This is a genomic window from Streptomyces sp. NPDC003247, assembly GCF_042888135.1.
Taxonomy (GTDB): Bacteria; Actinomycetota; Actinomycetes; order Streptomycetales; family Streptomycetaceae; genus Streptomyces.
Genome location: NZ_JBIAPF010000001.1, coordinates 72,789 through 90,420, shown reverse-complemented (window position 1 = coordinate 90,420; position 17,632 = coordinate 72,789). Strand labels below are relative to the sequence as shown.

General features: G+C 69.7%; 11 protein-coding genes and 1 tRNA gene. 3 read left to right on the top strand and 9 right to left on the bottom strand.

Annotated elements, in window-relative coordinates:
- Positions 1–6 precede the first annotated feature (6 nt).
- Positions 7–1,821, bottom strand: a complete 1,815-nt coding sequence (locus ACFYWQ_RS00375) for a bifunctional metallophosphatase/5'-nucleotidase (RefSeq protein WP_389511519.1) — start codon at positions 1,819–1,821, stop codon at positions 7–9.
- A 370-nt stretch (positions 1,822–2,191) separates the two neighbouring features.
- Between ACFYWQ_RS00375 and pyk the strand changes: the two genes are divergently transcribed.
- On the top strand, positions 2,192–3,622 hold the full coding sequence (gene pyk, locus ACFYWQ_RS00370; RefSeq protein ID WP_389511518.1) for a pyruvate kinase: 1,431 nt from the start codon (positions 2,192–2,194) through the stop codon (positions 3,620–3,622).
- Between the two features lie 137 nt (positions 3,623–3,759).
- Here the strand turns inward: pyk and ACFYWQ_RS00365 are convergent.
- Positions 3,760–3,832, bottom strand: a tRNA-Leu gene (locus ACFYWQ_RS00365).
- 101 nt (positions 3,833–3,933) lie between these two features.
- Between ACFYWQ_RS00365 and ACFYWQ_RS00360 the strand changes: the two genes are divergently transcribed.
- The gene (locus tag ACFYWQ_RS00360) at positions 3,934–4,590 is read left to right on the top strand and encodes an ANTAR domain-containing response regulator (RefSeq protein ID WP_389511517.1); all 657 of its coding nucleotides are present in this window, start codon (positions 3,934–3,936) and stop codon (positions 4,588–4,590) included.
- A gap of 83 nt (positions 4,591–4,673) precedes the next feature.
- Here ACFYWQ_RS00360 and ACFYWQ_RS00355 read toward each other — a convergent pair whose 3' ends face one another.
- The 7 genes from ACFYWQ_RS00355 to ACFYWQ_RS00325 form a co-directional block, all read right to left on the bottom strand.
- Entirely contained in the window at positions 4,674–5,390 is a 717-nt protein-coding gene (locus ACFYWQ_RS00355; RefSeq protein ID WP_389511516.1) for an ABC transporter ATP-binding protein, read from the bottom strand.
- Positions 5,387–6,253: an ABC transporter ATP-binding protein gene (locus ACFYWQ_RS00350; RefSeq protein WP_389511515.1), complete on the bottom strand. Its 867-nt coding sequence runs from the start codon at positions 6,251–6,253 to the stop codon at positions 5,387–5,389. The genes ACFYWQ_RS00355 and ACFYWQ_RS00350 overlap by 4 nt, the downstream gene beginning before the upstream one ends.
- Before the next feature lie 5 nt (positions 6,254–6,258).
- The gene (locus tag ACFYWQ_RS00345; protein WP_389511514.1) at positions 6,259–8,097 is read right to left on the bottom strand and encodes a branched-chain amino acid ABC transporter permease; all 1,839 of its coding nucleotides are present in this window, start codon (positions 8,095–8,097) and stop codon (positions 6,259–6,261) included.
- Positions 8,098–8,102: 5 nt separating this feature from the next.
- The gene (locus ACFYWQ_RS00340; protein WP_389511513.1) at positions 8,103–9,032 is read right to left on the bottom strand and encodes a branched-chain amino acid ABC transporter permease; all 930 of its coding nucleotides are present in this window, start codon (positions 9,030–9,032) and stop codon (positions 8,103–8,105) included.
- Between the two features lie 199 nt (positions 9,033–9,231).
- The gene (locus tag ACFYWQ_RS00335; protein WP_389511512.1) at positions 9,232–10,458 is read right to left on the bottom strand and encodes a branched-chain amino acid ABC transporter substrate-binding protein; all 1,227 of its coding nucleotides are present in this window, start codon (positions 10,456–10,458) and stop codon (positions 9,232–9,234) included.
- 831 nt (positions 10,459–11,289) lie between these two features.
- Complete coding sequence (locus tag ACFYWQ_RS00330; RefSeq protein ID WP_389511511.1) at positions 11,290–11,775, bottom strand: hotdog fold thioesterase; 486 nt, start codon at positions 11,773–11,775, stop codon at positions 11,290–11,292.
- Between the two features lie 71 nt (positions 11,776–11,846).
- Positions 11,847–14,126 carry an FdhF/YdeP family oxidoreductase gene (locus ACFYWQ_RS00325; RefSeq protein ID WP_389511510.1) on the bottom strand — a complete coding sequence of 760 codons (2,280 nt, stop codon included), beginning with the start codon at positions 14,124–14,126 and terminating at the stop codon, positions 11,847–11,849.
- Positions 14,127–14,682: 556 nt separating this feature from the next.
- Between ACFYWQ_RS00325 and polA the strand changes: the two genes are divergently transcribed.
- Entirely contained in the window at positions 14,683–17,406 is a 2,724-nt protein-coding gene (gene polA, locus ACFYWQ_RS00320) for a DNA polymerase I (RefSeq protein ID WP_389511509.1), read from the top strand.
- The last annotated feature ends 226 nt before the right edge of the window (positions 17,407–17,632 follow it).

The following is a 17,632-nucleotide window of genomic DNA, read 5'->3' as shown; positions in this document are numbered from 1 at the left end:
CGCCCACTAGAACACCGGCGTCCCGTTCCGCGTCAGCTTCCAGTCCACCGACGCGAAATCCGCCGGATCCAGCACCCCCTTCGCCGTCACCCACTCCGCGATCCGCGTCCGGATCTCCGTCGACTCCGCCCACACCTCGGTCGCGGACGCCACGTGCGGGAACGCGCCACCGCCGTTCGCCCGGTAGTTGTTCACCGCGAGCACGAACTCCTGGGCATCGTCCAGAGCCGCACCCCCGTACGTCAGGTTCTTGATCCGCGACCCCGGCGCCTGCGCGATGTCGATCTCGTACGCCAGCCCCGACACATAGTCGTAGTTGTAGTCCGGACGGCTGTTCGCGTTCGTCAGCTTCTCCACGTCGACCACCGCGTCCGCCGCCGTCTGCACGAAATACTCCGCCGAGTACTCCAGGTACGCCCGCACCTGCGCACCCGTCATCACCTTCGCCACCAACGTGTTGTCGTACACGTACAGACTCGACAGATCCCGGATCGTCACCTCACCCGCGGGGATCTCGGACGTCCGCGAGAACGGCGACGCCTGCGCGATCACCGGCAGCGACGCGTACGACGTCCCCACCAGCGCCGCCTTCACCACGTCCTCCTGCACCTTCGTGATCAGGTCGATGATCGGGGCGTCCTTGTACCGCGCCTCCACCGTCGTCAACGTCTCCGTCGCCGAACCGACCACCTGATTGACGTACGCCACGACCTGCGCGTGCTCGTCCGACAACAGCCTGGTGATCCTCGGGTCGTCCGCCACCGTGTTCGCGTTCCGCACCGACGCCGCCACCGACTCGACCGTCCAACGCCCCTTCGCGAACACCAGCTCGATGTCGAACAACGACAACCGCTCCGCATACGCCAACGGCTCCGACAGCACCACCGTCTTCCCCGTCCGCTCGTTGGTGACCTTCAGCTCCGCGATCTCCACATGCGCGTGACCCACGAGAACCGCGTCGATCCCCGGCACCTGCTGCGCCATCAACGCCGCCGAATTCTCCACGTACGGCAACTGGTCACCGTACGACGACGTACCCGACGCACCCGAATGCGCCGACACCACCACCACGTCCGCACCCATCGACCGCAGCTTCGGCACCCACTTCGCCGCCTGCTCCTCCAGGCCCGGGAACGTCAGCTTCCCCTGCACATACGCCTTGTCCCAGATCGCGATCCCCGGATTCGTCAGCCCCAGCACCGCCACCTTCACCGGCGGAGCACCCTTCACCGCGAACTTCTTGATGAAGTACGGAGGAAACGCCGGCTTCAGCGTCTTGGCGTCCAGCGCGTTCGCGCCCAGCAACGGGAAATCGCACTGCTCCTCGAACTTCCGGAGCGTCTCGATCCCGTAATTGAACTCGTGATTGCCCAGCGCCACCGCGTCATACCCGATCGCGTTCATCGCCTGCGCCATCGGATGCACCGGACCACCCTTCGCGGTGATCGGATCCACCTTCGCGTAGTAGTACGTCAGCGGCGTCCCCTGGATCGTGTCCCCTGCGTCCAGCAGCAGCGTGTTCTCCCGGCCCCTCTCCTCGCGGATCTGGTTCACCAGCGTCGAGACACGCGCCAGACCCTGCGCGTTGCCCTGCGCGTCCGTGTACTCCGCGTCCTTGAAGTAGTCCCAGTTGAAGACGTGCCCGTGCAGATCCGTCGTCCCCATCACCGTCAGCGAGTACCGCTTCGCCGACTTCCCCGACCTCCCCTGCCCACCGGACTCCGCCGCTTGGGCCGCCGGAGCCGCGGCCGCCCCCGCGACCGCCACCCCCGCCCCGGTCGCGGCGGACTTCTGAAGGAACGTACGACGGTTCAACGGCATGCTGTGCTCCTCGAGGAACGGTCAATGACGCGCGTAGACAAACGCGCGTAGATTCTGACCCGCCCACGACGAACGACAACAGACCCCGCAGGTTTCGATCTGGTGACCCCACCTGTGAGCCACCCACTCCCCGAAGCAGGCCAAACCAGGGGAACCATCACCAGAGCCGGACGTATGGCCACCCCGCTCCGACCGGAGCCCACCCCACCCGCGAATTCACCCCAACAGCCGCACCGAAAAGCCCCCCGGCGTGCTCATCGGAGCACTCGGCCGCACAATGCACCATCCGTCAACAATCCTTCACCCAAAGGACGTTGAGCGGACACACCCCACCAATTCCCTACCCGGCGGTAAGCCCTACGCTCGACCCATGCGCCGAGCGAAAATCGTCTGCACACTGGGCCCCGCCACCCACCGCTACGATCAGATAAAGGCCCTGGTCGAAGCCGGAATGGACGTCGCCCGCTTCAACCTCAGCCACGGCACCCACGCCGAACACGAGGAGCGCTACCGGCACGTCCGCAAGGCCTCCGACGAAACCGGCCGCAGCGTCGGCCTGCTCGCCGACCTCCAGGGCCCCAAGATCCGCCTCGGCCGCTTCACCGAAGGACCCGTGCTCCTCGAACGCGGGGACACCTTCACCATCACCGTCGAAGAAGGCGTCCAGGGCGACCGCCACACCTGCGGCACCACCCACGCCGGCCTCGCCGCCGACGTCACCCCGGGCGAACGCATCCTCGTCGACGACGGCAGAGTCGGCCTCGAAGTCACCGCCGTCGACGGCCCCCGCGTCCACACCCGCGTCATCGAAGGCGGCGTCATCTCCGACCACAAGGGACTCAACCTCCCCGGAGTGGCCGTATCCGTCCCCGCCCTCTCCAAGAAGGACGAGGACGACCTCCGCTGGGCCCTGCGCACCGGCTTCGACGTCGTCGCCCTCTCCTTCGTCAGGAGCGGCAAGGACATCGTCGACGTCCACCGCATCATGGACGAAGAGGGCCGCCGCCTCCCCGTCATCGCCAAAGTCGAAAAACCGCAGGCGGTCGAGAACATCGACGACATCGTCGCCGCCTTCGACGGCATCATGGTCGCCCGCGGCGACCTCGGCGTCGAAATGCCCCTCGAACAAGTCCCCATCGTCCAGAAACGAGCCATCAAACTCGCCCGGCGCAACGCCAAACCCGTCATCGTCGCCACCCAGATGCTCGACTCCATGATCGAGAACTCCCGCCCCACCCGCGCCGAGGCCAGCGACGTCGCCAACGCCGTCATCGACGGCACCGACGCGGTGATGCTCTCCGGCGAGACCAGCGTCGGCAAGTACGCCGTCCAGACCGTCCGCACCATGGCCAAGATCGTCGAAGCCGCCGAGGAGGACATCCTCGCCAAGGGCCTCCCGCCGCTCACCGAACACAACAAACCCCGCACCCAGGGCGGCGCCGTCGCCCGCGCCGCGGCCGAGATCGGCGACTTCCTCGGCGCCCGGTTCCTCGTCGCCTTCACCCAGTCGGGCGACACCGCCCGCCGCCTCTCCCGCTACCGCTCACCCATCCCCCTCCTCGCCTTCACCCCGGAACCCGCGACCCGCTCCGAACTCAGCGCCACCTGGGGCGTGGAGACCTTCCTGGGCCCCCACGCCGACTCCACCGACGCCATGGTCGACCAGGTGGACGAGCTCCTGCTGAGGTACGGACGGTGCCGCAAGGGCGACGTGGTGGTCATCACCGCTGGCTCACCCCCCGGAGTCTCCGGCTCGACGAACCTGGTCCGCGTCCACCACATCGGGGAGGACGACGCGTAGGGGACGGGGCCGGGTGGGCGTAGGCCGAGGTGCGATCACTGTGCGTGGGTGATCGTGGCGACGCGCAGCAAAAAGCGGATGTTCACGAGAACGGGAACATCCGCTTTTCGGTCAATTCCTTGGAATCCAAGGAAAAGTACCCCGGGTCGGATTCGAACCGACGCTGTATGGTGTTTGAGACCATTGCCTCTACCGCTGGGCTACCGGGGCTCCCTTTGAAAGAAAGGTCAACGGCCACCCGCCGTGCCCCCACCTTACCGTAGCTGGGTAGGCTCTTGTCAGCAGTACCCCTGCCCTGACAAGGAGCCCCCGTGACCGCCCCCGAGTCGCCCCAGCCCGTAGACGCGCCCGACGACGACAAGTCGCACGTGCCTCCGCTGACGACCCGTGTCGTCATCGCCGAGGACGAGGCCCTGATCCGGCTCGACCTCAAAGAGATGCTGGAGGAGGAGGGCTACAGCGTCGTCGGTGAGGCCGGTGACGGCGAGCAGGCGGTCGAGCTCGCCCGTGAGCACCAGCCGGATCTGGTCATCCTGGACGTGAAGATGCCGAAGATGGACGGTATCTCCGCGGCGGAGAAGATCGCGGAGGAGCGGATCGCGCCGGTGCTGATGCTGACCGCGTTCTCGCAGCGTGACCTGGTGGAGCGGGCGCGGGACGCGGGTGCGATGGCGTACCTGGTGAAGCCGTTCAGCAAGAGCGACGTGGTTCCGGCGATCGAGATGGCCGTCTCGCGGTTCACGGAGCTGAAGGAGCTGGAGAAGGAGGTCGCGGACCTCACCCAGCGGCTGGAGACGCGGAAGCTGGTGGACCGGGCGAAGTCGGTCCTTCAGACGGAGTACGGGCTGTCGGAGCCGGCTGCGTTCCGGTGGATCCAGAAGACGTCGATGGATCGGCGGATGTCGATGCAGCAGGTGGCGGAGGCGGTCATCCAGGACGCGGAGGAGAAGAAGGCGTCCAAGGGCTGAGCGAGGCGTCCGCCAGGACTGTGACGAGGCCCGCGCCCCTCTCCGGGGGGCGCGGGCCTCGTCGTGCCGGTGCGGGGGGCGGGTCAGTCTTCGCCGAGGTAGGCCTTGCGGACGGATTCGTCGTGGAGGAGGTCCTGTCCGGTGCCGGAGAGGACGATCTTGCCGACTTCCATGACGTGGCCGTGGTCGGCGAGGGAGAGGGCGGCTTGGGCGTTCTGTTCGATGAGCAGGATGGTGGTGCCCTGGGACTTCAGTTCCTGGATGGTCGCCATGATCTTCTGCATCATGATCGGTGAGAGGCCCATGGAGGGTTCGTCGAGCATCAGCAGCTTCGGCCGGGACATCAGCGCCCGTCCCATGGCGAGCATCTGCTGTTCGCCGCCGGAGAGGGTGCCCGCGGCTTGCCTGTGGCGCTCTCCGAGGATGGGGAAGAGGTCGTAGGCGCGTTGGATGTCCTTCTCGATGCCCTCTTTGTCGGTGCGCAGGTAGGCGCCGAGGCGGAGGTTGTCCTCGATGGTCATCCGGGGGAAGATGTGCCGGCCCTCGGGGGAGTGGGCGAGGCCCAGGGAGACGACCTTGTGCGCGGGGATCTTCTTCAGCGACGTGCCGTCGAACCTGATCTCGCCGGAGACCGGCTGGAGCAGTCCGGACAGTGTCCGCAGGGTCGTGGTCTTGCCGGCGCCGTTGGTGCCGATGAGGGTGACGACCTCGCCGGCGTTCACGCTGAACGAGATGCCCTTGACGGCTTCGATCTTGCCGTAGGCGACCCTGAGGTTCTCGACCTCCAGCAGTGCGGTCACTTGTCGTCCCCTTCTGTGGTGCTGTGCGCCTCGGCCGCCTCGACCTCGGCGGCTTCCTCCGTGCCGGGTGCGCCCTCGAAGGGGGTGCCGAGGTAGGCGGCGATGACGCGTTCGTCGGCCTGGACGACCTCGGCGGGGCCTTCGACGATCTTCTCGCCCTGGACGAGCACGGCGACGCGGTCGCAGAGGTTCATGATGAACCGGATGTCGTGCTCGATGACGAGGACGGCGATGCCCTTGTCGCGGATCGCGAAGATGAGTTCCTCGGCGGCGCGGGTCTCCTGCGGGTTCATGCCGGCGGTCGGCTCGTCGAGGAGGAGCAGTCCGGGTTCGCTGGCCAGGGCGCGGGCGATCTCCAGCTTGCGCTGCTCGCCGTAGGGGAGGTTGCGGGCGAGGTGGTCGGCCTTGGCGGCGAGGCCGGTGAACTCCAGGAGTTCCATGGCGCGTTCGCGGGATTCCTGTTCGGCCTTCCGGAAGCCGGGCAGTCTCAGCAGCGCGGACCACAGGCCTTCCCTGGTCCGGGTGTGCCGTCCGACCAGGACGTTCTCCAGAACGGTCATGTTGGCGAAGAGGCGGATGTTCTGGAAGGTGCGGGCGATGCCGGCCTGGGTGACCAGGTGGGGCTTGGGGGGCAGGACGGTGCCCTTGTAGGAGACGGTGCCCTCGGTCGGTACGTACAGGCCGGTGAGGCAGTTGAAGAAGGTCGTCTTGCCGGCGCCGTTGGGGCCGATGAGTCCGACGATCTCGCCGGTGTTGACGGTGAGGTCGACGCCGCGGACGGCGGTGAGGCCGCCGAAGCGCATGGTGACGCCGCCGGCGTCGAGGACCGTGGTGCTGGTGGGTGCGGTCGTGGTGGTGGTCATGGCGGTCACGCCCCTGCCTTGGTGACGCCGGTCGCGCTCTCGGGCAGCGACGTGTCCTCCGGTACGTCGAGTTGTCCGGTCTCGTGGAATTCGAGCTGTTTCCTGCGGTCGGCGACCAGGCCTTCGGGGCGGAAGCGCATCAGGAGCATCAGCGCGATGCCGAAGAGGAGCAGCTGGTATTCGGCCATGAACTGGAGCTTGGCCGGGATGAGGTAGAGCAGGGCGGCGCCGATCAGCGGTCCGCTGATGGTGCCCATGCCGCCGAGGATGACGGCGGCGAGCAGGAAGGCCGAGTTCGGCGGGACCGAGCCGGCGAACTGGTACTGCTCGGGGGTGACGCTGTAGGAGACGTGTGCCTGGACGGTGCCGGCGAGGCCGGCGAGGGAGGCGCCGAGGGCGAAGGCGAGGAGCTTGAGGCGGAAGCTGTTGATGCCCATGGCGGTGGCGGCGGTCTCGTCCTCGCGGATGGCGACCCAGGCGCGGCCGATGCGGGATTCGGCGGAGCGGCGGAAGACCAGCACGACGATGGCGGTGAACAGCAGCATCAGCAGGTAGTAGTTGCCGGAGCGGGTCAGTTCGTGGCCGAGGACGTCGTGGGGCAGGCCCAGGTTGAATCCGAGGATTTCCAGGTCGGGGATGTTGGGGATGCCGTTGGAGCCGTTGGTGACGTCGGGTCCGCTGTTGCCGTTCAGGTTGTTCATGGTGATGCGGAAGATCTCACCGAAGCCGAGGGTGACGATGGCGAGGTAGTCGCCGCGCAGTCGGAGGGTGGGGGCGCCGATCACCACGCCGAAGACGAGGGAGGCGAGGGCGCCGGTGAGGACGGCGGCCCAGAAGGGGAAGTGGACGCCGATGGTCGACTGGGGGGAGCCGGAGACGAGGGCGGCCGCGTAGGCGCCGACGCCGAGGAAGGCGACGTAGCCGAGGTCGAGGAGGCCGGCGAGGCCGACGACGACGTTGAGGCCCAGGGCGACCGTGGCGAAGATGAGGATGTTGGCGCCGATGAGGGCGAACTGGTCGTTGGTCTGGGTGAAGGGGAAGCAGATCGCGGCGACGAAGGCTGCGGTGAGGGTGACGTTGCGGTGTTTGGCGGTGAGTGCGGAGAGCCGTTTGAGGAGGCCGGCGCGGTTGAGCGCGGTGAAGGCGAAGGCGGTGGTGATGAGGAAGCCGATGAACAGTTCGGAGTACTCGGTGCCGATGCCGTAGGCGAAGACGTAGAGGCCGGTGCCGAAACCCGCGGCGATGACGAGGATCTCCGTCCAGGCGGGGAGCGGCTTCGCGCGGCCGGGCTCGGGGGCGGTGAGGGAGTGCCGGAGGCGGGCCCACGGGGTGGGCCGGGTGTCGGAGGCGTCGTGGGGCTGGTCGGCGGGGAGGCCGAGGGCGCCCGTGACGGCGATGAGGGCGCCGATGCCGGAGACCCAGGCGCCGGGTTCGAGGTTGACGAGGCCGCCGAGTTCCTGGCTGATGGCGCCCATGGCGTAGCCGGTGGTGCCGAGGACACCGAGGGCGAGGAGGCGGACGGGGCTGTTGGTGCCGCCGGGGGTGAGCCAGCGCAGGCCCTTGATGCCGGTGGGTCCCCATCCGGCGAGGGTGAAGAGGAGGGTGAGGAGGGCGCCGGTGAGGGTGAGGACCTGGAGGCCGCCGGGGTAGCCGGTGACGGTGAGGTTGCCGGGGAACTCCTCGGTCCAGGTCCAGGCGAGGAAGGTGCCGGCGAGGGCGACGGCGGAGCCGGCCAGGGTGAGGGCGCGGGCCGCGGTCGGCGGGAGGGGGATGAGGGGGGTCGCCTCGGTGGTGGGCGGGGTGGTGGTGCCGGTGGTCTTCTGGGTGGGGATGTTGGTCGTCATGGGTATCACGCCCGATCCGCGACGCGTTCGCCGAGGAGGCCTTGGGGTCGGAGGAGGAGGACGAGGATGAGCAGGCTGAAGGCCCATACGTCCTTCCAGGCGCCGCCGCCGAAGAGGTCCATGCCGGGGATGTCGCCGATGTAGCCGGTGGCGAGGGATTCGGCGACGCCGAGGACGATGCCGCCGAGCATGGCGCCGTAGATGTTGCCGATGCCGCCGAGGACGGCCGCGGTGAAGGCTTTGAGGCCCATGAGGAAGCCCATGCGGAAGCCGACCTGGCCGTTCTTGAGGCCGTAGGCGACGGCGGCGACGGCGGCGAAGGCGGCGCCGATGGCGAAGGCCATGACGATGATGCGGTCGGTGTTGATGCCCATGAGTTTGGCGGTGTCGGGGTCCTGGGCGGTGGCCTGCATGCCGCGTCCGGAGCGGGTCTTGGTGACGAAGAGGCCGAGGGCGGTCATGCAGAGGGGGGCGGCGATGAGGACGAAGAGGTCGCCGCGTTGGATGTGGGCGCCGAGGACGTCGATGGGGCCGCCGTCGAACTGGGGGAAGGGGTGGTCCTTCTTGGCGTCGGGGTACCACATCCAGACGACCTGCTGGAGGACGATGGACAGGCCGATGGCGGTGATGAGGGGGGCCAGGCGGGGCGCGGTGCGCAGGGGCCGGTAGGCGAAGCGTTCGGCGGCGGTGGCGACGGCGACGGAGACGAGGATGCCGCCGAGGATCATGAGGGGTACCGCGGCGCCGAGGGCGAAGCCGTCGGGGAGGACGAGCCAGACGGTGAGGGCGCCGAAGCCCCCGACCATGAAGATCTCGCCGTGGGCGAAGTTGATGAGCTGAACGATGCCGTAGACCATCGTGTAGCCGATCGCGATGAGACCGTACATCGCGCCGAGGATGAGTCCATTGGCCAGCTGTTGCGGCAGTTCGTGCACCGCAGGGCCTCCGTGGAGTGGTTCGGATACGGCGCCGCGGGGGGGGGGGGGGGGGGGGGCCCGCCGCGGGGGGGGTGTTTTTGGGGGGGGGGGGGGGGGGGGTGGGGGTTTGGGGGGCGGGGGGGGGGGGGGGGGGGGGGCGCCCCCCCGCGGCCTGGATCAATGTGTGGGTCGGTGAGTGTGTGGTGTCCGGCCTCGCTCAGCCGACCGTGGGGGAGGCGCTGTATTCGGGGGTCCAGGCGTTGCTCTTGACCTTGTAGGCGGTCATGAGGGTGTTGGTGGTGTCGCCGAACTCGTCGAAGGAGATGGTGCCGGTGACGCCGTCGAACTTGACCTTGGACATGGCGTCGAGGACCGCCTTGCGGCCGTCGGAGGGGAGTTTGCCGTCGTTGCCCTCGACGGCGAGCTTGACGGCTTCGATGATGGCCCAGGTGGCGTCGTAGGTGAGGCCGCCGTAGGCCTCGTAGGCGTCCTTGTAGCCGGCGTTCTTGTAGTTGGCGATGAATTCCTTGGCCGAGGGGAGTTGTTCGACGGGCTTGCCGACGGAGGTGGCGAGGTCGCCTTCGGCCTTCTTGTTGAGCTTGGGGAATTCGCCGGAGTAGATGCCGTCGCCGCCCATGAGGGGGATGTTCTGGCCGCTGTCCTTGAGTTGCTGGCTCAGCGGGGCGGCGGCGGGGTATTCGCCGCCGTAGTAGAGGGCTTGGGCGCCGGTCTTCTTGATCTTGGCGACGACGGCGTTGAAGTCGCGGTCGTCGGGGTTGATGTGGTCGGTGCCGACGATCTGGCCGCCGAGTTTGGTGTAGTTGGTCTTGAAGGAGGCGGCGAGTCCGGCGCCGTAGGTCTTCTGGTCGTCGATGAGATAGACCTTCTTGATGCCGGCCTTCGAGTAGAGGTACTCGGCGGCGAAGGCGCCCTGGATCTCGTCGGTGGTGGCGGTGCGGAAGAAGGTGTCGAACTGGCGGACGGAGTTGCCGGTCTTCCAGCCGTCGCCCTGGGTGAGTTCGGTGCCGGTGTTGGCGGGGGAGATCTGGGTGAGGCCGGCGTCGTTGAACGGTTTCTGCATCTGCTGGGAGACGCTGGAGTTCAGGGGGCCGACGACGCCGAGGACGTCCTTGTCGCTGATGAACTTCTGGGCGTTCTGCTGGCCGACGGAGGGCTGGGCCTGGTCATCGAGGGGTTCGAGCTTGAACTCGATGCCGTCGACGTACTCTTCCTTGTTGGCGGTCTTGACGGCGAGGTCGGCGGAGTTCTGGATGCCGAGGCCGAGGGCCGAGAGGTCACCGGTGAGCGGGGCGTCGACGCCGATCACCACAGTGGTCTTGTCGCCGTTGCTGCTGTTGCTGTCGTCCCGCGACCCACAGGCTGTGAGTGTCAGCGATCCCGCCGCGAGTGCGGCGGTGATGGCGATGATCGAACGTTGACGCACGAATCAGGTCCTTTCCCTAACACGGCGGTCCCCCCTGGAACGCGCCGAGTCGAGCGCTGGGCCGAATGACTTCGAATCCGATGGCGCGGTGACTGGCGGTGACTCTAGGCGTGCGCGGGGAAGGTGGAGGAGGGTCTGGCTCATGCTGTGACTCTCTTGTTATGACACGACGTAATGCAGAGCGGTACTCGGTGGGTGGATGCGTGGAATTCCGACTGGTTCGCCCTGTCCGCATGGTGAGAACCCGCAGATGGCCCGCTTGAGATTTCAGCAGTGTCCGGCGATTTGGTGATGACGTGATGGTGTTGCCGCAGGCGACTCGAGTGACGTGGGAAGGGGGCCGGGGGAGTGGCGTGCGCACACCCTTCGCGCGGTTTCCGGCCGTCGTCTTGTATTGCGTCGGTATTACGTAGAGTTACGCCACGGAAAGCGAGTCGGGCCTTTTTCGGCACATTCCGCTTTCCCGGACATGCCGGTACGGTTCGCCGTCCGGAACGTGCGCGACGGCGGGTGTGCGGCGGCGCGCGGACGCGGTTTCCCGGGGGGTGCGGCCGGATGGGGCGGCGGGGAGGGGAGGGGCGTTCCGTGGCCCGAGTGCCCTTCCGCTTCCGGGAGATCGACCGCCCGGCATGCCTCGACGCCCGTGCGCCCGCTCCCGGTGGGCAACGCCCGCCGAGCACGCTGGCGGCACGGAACGCGGCTCGGGGGGAGGGGGGAGCGGGCGGCTGCGGAGGGGCGGGTGGCCGTACGGCGCCGGCGGCGGGTGGCCGTACGGCGTGGGTGGCGCGGTGCGGGTGCGGGCCGGTGGTGCGGGTGCGGGCCGGCGGTGCGTCAGCCCGCCGCGCCCGTGGGTGCGTCGCCGGGGTTCACGTCGCGCAGCAGGCACGTCAGCCGTGCCGTGCACACCCGGCGCCCCGCCTCGTCGCTGATCACGATCTCGTACGTCGCCGTGGAGCGGCCCCGGTGGACGGGGGTGGCGACGCCGGTGACCAGGCCGGAGCGGACCCCGCGGTGGTGGGTGCAGTTGAGGTCGACACCGACGGCGATCTTGGAGCTGCCGCCGTGCAGCATCGACCCGACCGAGCCGAGCGTCTCGGCGAGGACGGCGGAGGCGCCGCCGTGCAGCAGTCCGTAGGGCTGGGTGTTGCCCTCCACCGGCATCGTGCCCACGACCCGGTCCGCGGAGGCCTCGGCGATCTGCACGCCCATGCGGGTGCCCAGGTGGCCGGCGGAGAAGAGGGCGGGGAGGTCGACGCCGAGCGCCGCGTACTCGTCGATGACCGCTTGCGGGAACTTCACGTGCTGCTGCTCGCCCATGGGGTCCTGCTCCGTTCGTCGTGACCGGTACGGCGGGGCGGCCGCCACCGCCGTACTGGCTGAGCAAACGCTCAGTCGGTCGCCGATTGTTCCAGACGTACGACGACGGACTTGCTGGCCGGGGTGTTGCTGGTGTCCGCCGTGGCGTCCAGCGGCACCAGGACGTTGGTCTCCGGGTAGTAGGCGGCCGCGCAGCCCCGGGCCGTCGGGTAGTGCACCACCCGGAAGCCGGGGGCCCGCCGCTCCACGCCGTCCTTCCACTCGCCGACCAGGTCGACGTACGAGCCGTCCGCGAGCTTCAGCTCCCGCGCGTCCTCGGGGTTGACGAGGACCACCCGGCGGCCGTTCCTGATGCCCCGGTAGCGGTCGTCGAGGCCGTAGATCGTGGTGTTGTACTGGTCGTGCGAGCGCAGCGTCTGGAGCAGCAGGCGGCCCTCGGGGAGCGTCGGGTACTCCACCGGCGCCGCGGTGAAGTTGGCCTTGCCGGTGGCCGTCGGGAAACGGCGCTCGTCGCGCGGCGCGTGCGGCAGCGCGAAGCCGCCGGGGCGGGCCACACGCGCGTTGAAGTCCTCGAAGCCGGGGATCACGCGCGCGATGCGGTCCCGGACGGTGGCGTAGTCCTTCTCGAACTCCTCCCACGGGACCTTGCTGTCCGCGCCGAGCACACGCCGCGCCAGACGGCATACGATCGCCGGTTCGGACAGCAGGTGCGGGCTCGCCGGCTCCAGGCGGCCGCGGGAGGCGTGCACCATGCCCATGGAGTCCTCGACGGTGACGAACTGTTCGCCGCTGCCCTGGAGGTCGCGCTCGGTGCGGCCCAGCGTCGGCAGGATCAGCGCACGCGCGCCCGTCACGACGTGCGAGCGGTTGAGCTTCGTCGACACGTGCACCGTCAGCCGGGCGCGCCGCATGGCCGCCTCGGTGACGTCGGTGTCGGGAGAGGCGGAGACGAAGTTGCCGCCCATCGCGAAGAACACCTTCGCCTCGCCGTCGCGCAGGGCGCGGATCGCCCGGACGACGTCGAAGCCGTGCTCGCGCGGCGGCGCGAAGCCGAACTCCCGCTCCAGGGCGTCCAGGAAGGCCGGTGCGGGGCGCTCGAAGATGCCCATCGTGCGGTCGCCCTGCACGTTCGAGTGGCCGCGCACCGGGCAGACGCCCGCGCCCGGCCGGCCGATGTCGCCGCGCAGCAGCAGGAAGTTGACCACCTCGCGGATGGTCGGCACGGAGTGCTTGTGCTGGGTCAGGCCCATCGCCCAGCAGACGATGGTGCGCCGCGAGGCGAGCACCATGCGCAGGGCTTCCTCGATCTGCGCGCGCGTGAGGCCCGTCGCCGTGAGCGTGTCGTCCCAGTCGGCGGCGCGGGCGGCCTCCGCGAACTCCTCGAAGCCGTGCGTGTGTTCCTCGACGAACGCCCGGTCGACCGCGCCGTCCGTCTCGAGGATCAGTTTGTTCAGAAGGCGGAAGAGGGCCTGGTCGCCGCCGATGCGGATCTGAAGGAACAGGTCGGTGAGCGCGGCGCCCGCGGTGAGGCCCTTGGGGGTCTGCGGGTTCTTGAAGCGCTCCAGGCCCGCCTCGGGCAGCGGGTTCACGCTGATGACCTTCGCGCCGTTCGCCTTCGCCTTCTCCAGGGCGGACAGCATGCGCGGATGGTTCGTGCCGGGGTTCTGGCCGGCGACGATGATCAGGTCGGCCTTGTAGAGGTCCTCCAGCAGGACGCTGCCCTTGCCGATGCCGATCGTCTCCACCAGGGCCGAGCCGGACGACTCGTGGCACATGTTGGAGCAGTCCGGCAGGTTGTTGGTGCCGAGTTCGCGCGCGAAGAGCTGGTAGAGGAACGCCGCCTCGTTGCCCGTGCGGCCCGAGGTGTAGAAGACCGCCTCGTCGGGGGAGGCCAGGGCGGCCGTCTCCTCGGCGATGATGTCGAAGGCGCGGTCCCAGGAGACCGGCTCGTAGTGTTCCGCCCCCTCGGGGAGGTACATGGGGTGCGTCAGGCGGCCCTGCTGGCCCAGCCAGTAGCCGCTGCGGGTGGCGAGGTCGGCGACCGGGTGCGCGGCGAAGAACTCCGGGGTGACGCGGCGCAGCGTCGCCTCCTCCGCCACCGCCTTCGCGCCGTTCTCGCAGAACTCCGCCGCGTGCCGGTGGTCCGGCTCCGGCCAGGCGCAGCCGGGGCAGTCGAAGCCGTTCTTCTGGTTCACGCGCAGCAGGGTCAGCGCGGTGCGCTTCACGCCCATCTGCTGCTGGGCGATCCGCAGGGAGTGCCCGATGGCCGGGAGGCCCGCCGCCGCGTGCTGCGGCTCGGCGACCTGCGGCGCGTCCTGGACCGGGTCGGTCTTGGGCGGCTTCGTTGCCATCGCGGGGCTCTCCTTCGCTTGGCGCGGGCATGCTGGGTGTCCGTGGCGTGCGGTCCGTGCGGCGGGGGGCTGTGGAGGTGGGGCGGCGGACGTGGGCGTCCGTGGCCTCGTGTCCATGACCTCCGTGCCTGCGGGACCTGCGGGCCCGATCCTCGCACGTGGTGCCGACAGCGGGGGCGGCTGGGAGCGCGGGGGGCGGGAGCATTGGTTGCGCGAGGGGCGGAGGGGCTTCCGGGCCGGCGTCTGGGGGCGGTGCAGGGGGCGGCTTCATGGGGCTGGTGGGGCTGGAGGGACTGGAGGGGCTGATCGGGGCTGGGGTGGTGCCGCCCGTTCCCGGGTGACGGACATCCGGGGCGCGGTGACGGATATCCGGGACATGGTGACGGACCTCCGGGGCATGGTGACGGTGACGGACATCCGGGGCGTATTGACGTGCATCCGGGGCGTGGTGGCGCAGGGCTGGGGCCTGGTCGCGCGGTGCCGGGGGGTGGTCGGCGTGTGGGGGGAGGCGTGCGGGTGGGTGGGAGTGTCAGTGGGGCGTGGCAGGATCGGGGGCGTGGCAGAAACAGCATCGAAGAAGACCGAGACGACCTCCGGCGAGCGGCCCCGCCTGATGCTCATGGACGGGCACTCGCTGGCCTACCGCGCGTTCTTCGCGCTGCCCGCGGAGAACTTCACCACCGCGACGGGCCAGCCGACGAACGCGATCTACGGCTTCGCGTCGATGCTGGCCAACACGCTGCGTGACGAGGCGCCCACGCATTTCGCGGTCGCCTTCGACGTCTCCCGCAAGACCTGGCGGTCCGAGGAGTTCACGGAGTACAAGGCGAACCGTTCGAAGACCCCGGACGAGTTCAAGGGGCAGGTCGAGCTGATCGGCGAACTGCTCGACGCGATGCACGTCTCACGCTTCGCGGTCGACGGCTTCGAGGCGGACGACGTGATCGCCACGCTCGCCACCCAGGCCGAGGCCGAGGGCTTCGAGGTGCTGATCGTCACCGGTGACCGGGACTCCTTCCAGCTGGTCAGCGAGCACACCACCGTGCTGTACCCGACGAAGGGCGTCTCCGAGCTGACCCGCTTCACCCCGGAGAAGGTGATCGAGAAGTACGGCCTGACGCCCGCCCAGTACCCCGACTTCGCGGCCCTGCGGGGCGACCCGTCCGACAACCTCCCGGGCATTCCCGGCGTCGGTGAGAAGACGGCCGCGAAGTGGATCAACCAGTTCGGTTCGTTCGCGGAGCTGGTCGAGCGGGTCGAGGAGGTCAAGGGCAAGGCCGGGCAGAACCTCCGGGACCACCTGGAAGCCGTCAAGCTCAACCGCCGCCTGACGGAGATGGTCCGCACCGTCGAGCTGCCGAAGACCGTCCCCGACCTCGAGCGCCTGCCCTACGACCGCACGGCCGTCGCGATGGTCCTGGACACCCTGGAGATCAGGAACCCGTCGCTGCGCGAGCGGCTCCTCGCCGTCGACCCGGGGGGCGAGGAGGCCGAGTCGACCCCGGTGGTGACCGGTGGTGTGGCGGTGGACGGCTCGGTGCTGGGCACGGGCGAGCTGGCCGGCTGGCTCGCCGAGCACGGCACACAGACCCTCGGCGTGGCCACCGTCGACACGTGGGCGCTGGGCGCCGGCTCGGTCGCCGAGGTCGCGCTCGCCGCGGGCGGGGGAGCGGCCGCCTGGTTCGACCCGGCCGAGCTGGACGAGGCCGACGAGAACGCGTGGACGGCCTGGCTGGCCGCCGAGGACCGCCCCAAGGTGCTGCACAACGCCAAGGGCGCCATGCGCGTCCTCGCCGAGCACGGCTGGAGCGTCGGCGGCGTCTTCATGGACACCGCCCTCGCCGCCTACCTGGTCAAGCCGGGCCGCCGCTCCTTCGACCTCGACGCGCTGTCCCTGGAGTACCTGGGCCGCGAGCTGGCCCCGCCCGCGGCGGCCGACGGCCAGCTCGCCTTCGGCGCGGACGACGGCGCCGAGGCCGAGGCCCTCATGGTGCAGGCCCGCGCGATCCTCGACCTCGGCGAGGCGTTCCGGGGCCGTCTGGAGGAGGTCGGCGCCGCCGAACTGCTGGGGGACATGGAACTGCCCACCTCCGCCCTGCTGGCCCGGATGGAGCGGCACGGCATCGCGGCCGACCGGTCCCATTTGGAGGCCATGGAGCAGATGTTCGCGGGCGCCGTCCAGCAGGCGGTGAAAGAGGCGCACGCCGCCGCCGGGCACGAGTTCAACCTGGGCTCGCCCAAGCAGCTCCAGGAAGTCCTCTTCGGTGAACTGGGCCTGCCGAAGACGAAGAAGACCAAGACGGGGTACACGACCGACGCCGACGCCCTGGCCTGGCTCGCGACCCAGACGGACAACGAACTGCCGGTCATCATGCTCCGCCACCGCGAGCAGGCGAAGCTGCGCGTCACCGTCGAGGGCCTGATCAAGTCGATCGCCGCGGACGGACGCATCCACACCACCTTCAACCAGACGGTCGCCGCGACCGGCCGTCTGTCGTCGACCGACCCGAACCTGCAGAACATCCCCGTCCGCACGGACGAGGGCCGGGCCATCCGCCGCGGCTTCGTCGTCGGCGAGGGCTTCGAGTCGCTGATGACGGCCGACTACAGCCAGATCGAGCTGCGGGTGATGGCGCACCTCTCCGAGGACGAGGGCCTGATCCAGGCGTTCACCTCCGGCGAGGACCTGCACACCACGGCCGCCTCCCAGGTGTTCGGCGTCGAGCCCGCAGCCGTGGACGCCGAGATGCGCCGCAAGATCAAGGCCATGTCGTACGGCCTGGCCTACGGCCTGTCGGCGTTCGGGCTGTCCCAGCAGCTGAACATCGAGGCGGGGGAGGCCCGCGCCCTGATGGATGCCTACTTCGAGCGCTTCGGCGGCGTCCGGGACTACCTGCGCAGGGCGGTCGACGAAGCCCGGGCGACGGGCTACACGGCCACGCTCTTCGGGCGGCGCCGCTACCTCCCCGACCTCAACAGCGACAACCGCCAGCGCCGTGAGGCGGCTGAGCGGATGGCCCTCAACGCTCCCATCCAGGGCACCGCGGCCGACATCGTCAAGATCGCCATGCTCAAGGTGGACCACGCGCTGCGGGAGAGCGGGCTCACGTCCCGCATGCTCCTCCAGGTCCACGACGAAGTCGTCCTGGAGATCGCCCCCGGCGAGCGCGCGGCCGCGGAGGAACTCGTCCGCCGCGAGATGTCCGACGCCGTCCACCTCAGGGCCCCGCTGGACGTGTCCGTCGGCTCGGGCCCGGACTGGGAGTCGGCGGCGCACTAGCCAGCGGCGGCGCGCTGGCCTGCGGCGGCGCACTGGCCCTGCGGCGGTGCGCTGGCCTGCGGCGGTGCACTGGCCCTGCGGCGGTGCGCTGGCCCGGGGCGGGGATCGACTGGGGCGGGGATCGGTCTGCGGCGGGGGGGGGGGGGGGGGGGGGGGGGGGGGGGGGGGGGGGGGGCCGCGGGCCGGGGCGGGCGGCCGCGCCCCCCCCCCCGCCCCGCCCCCCCCC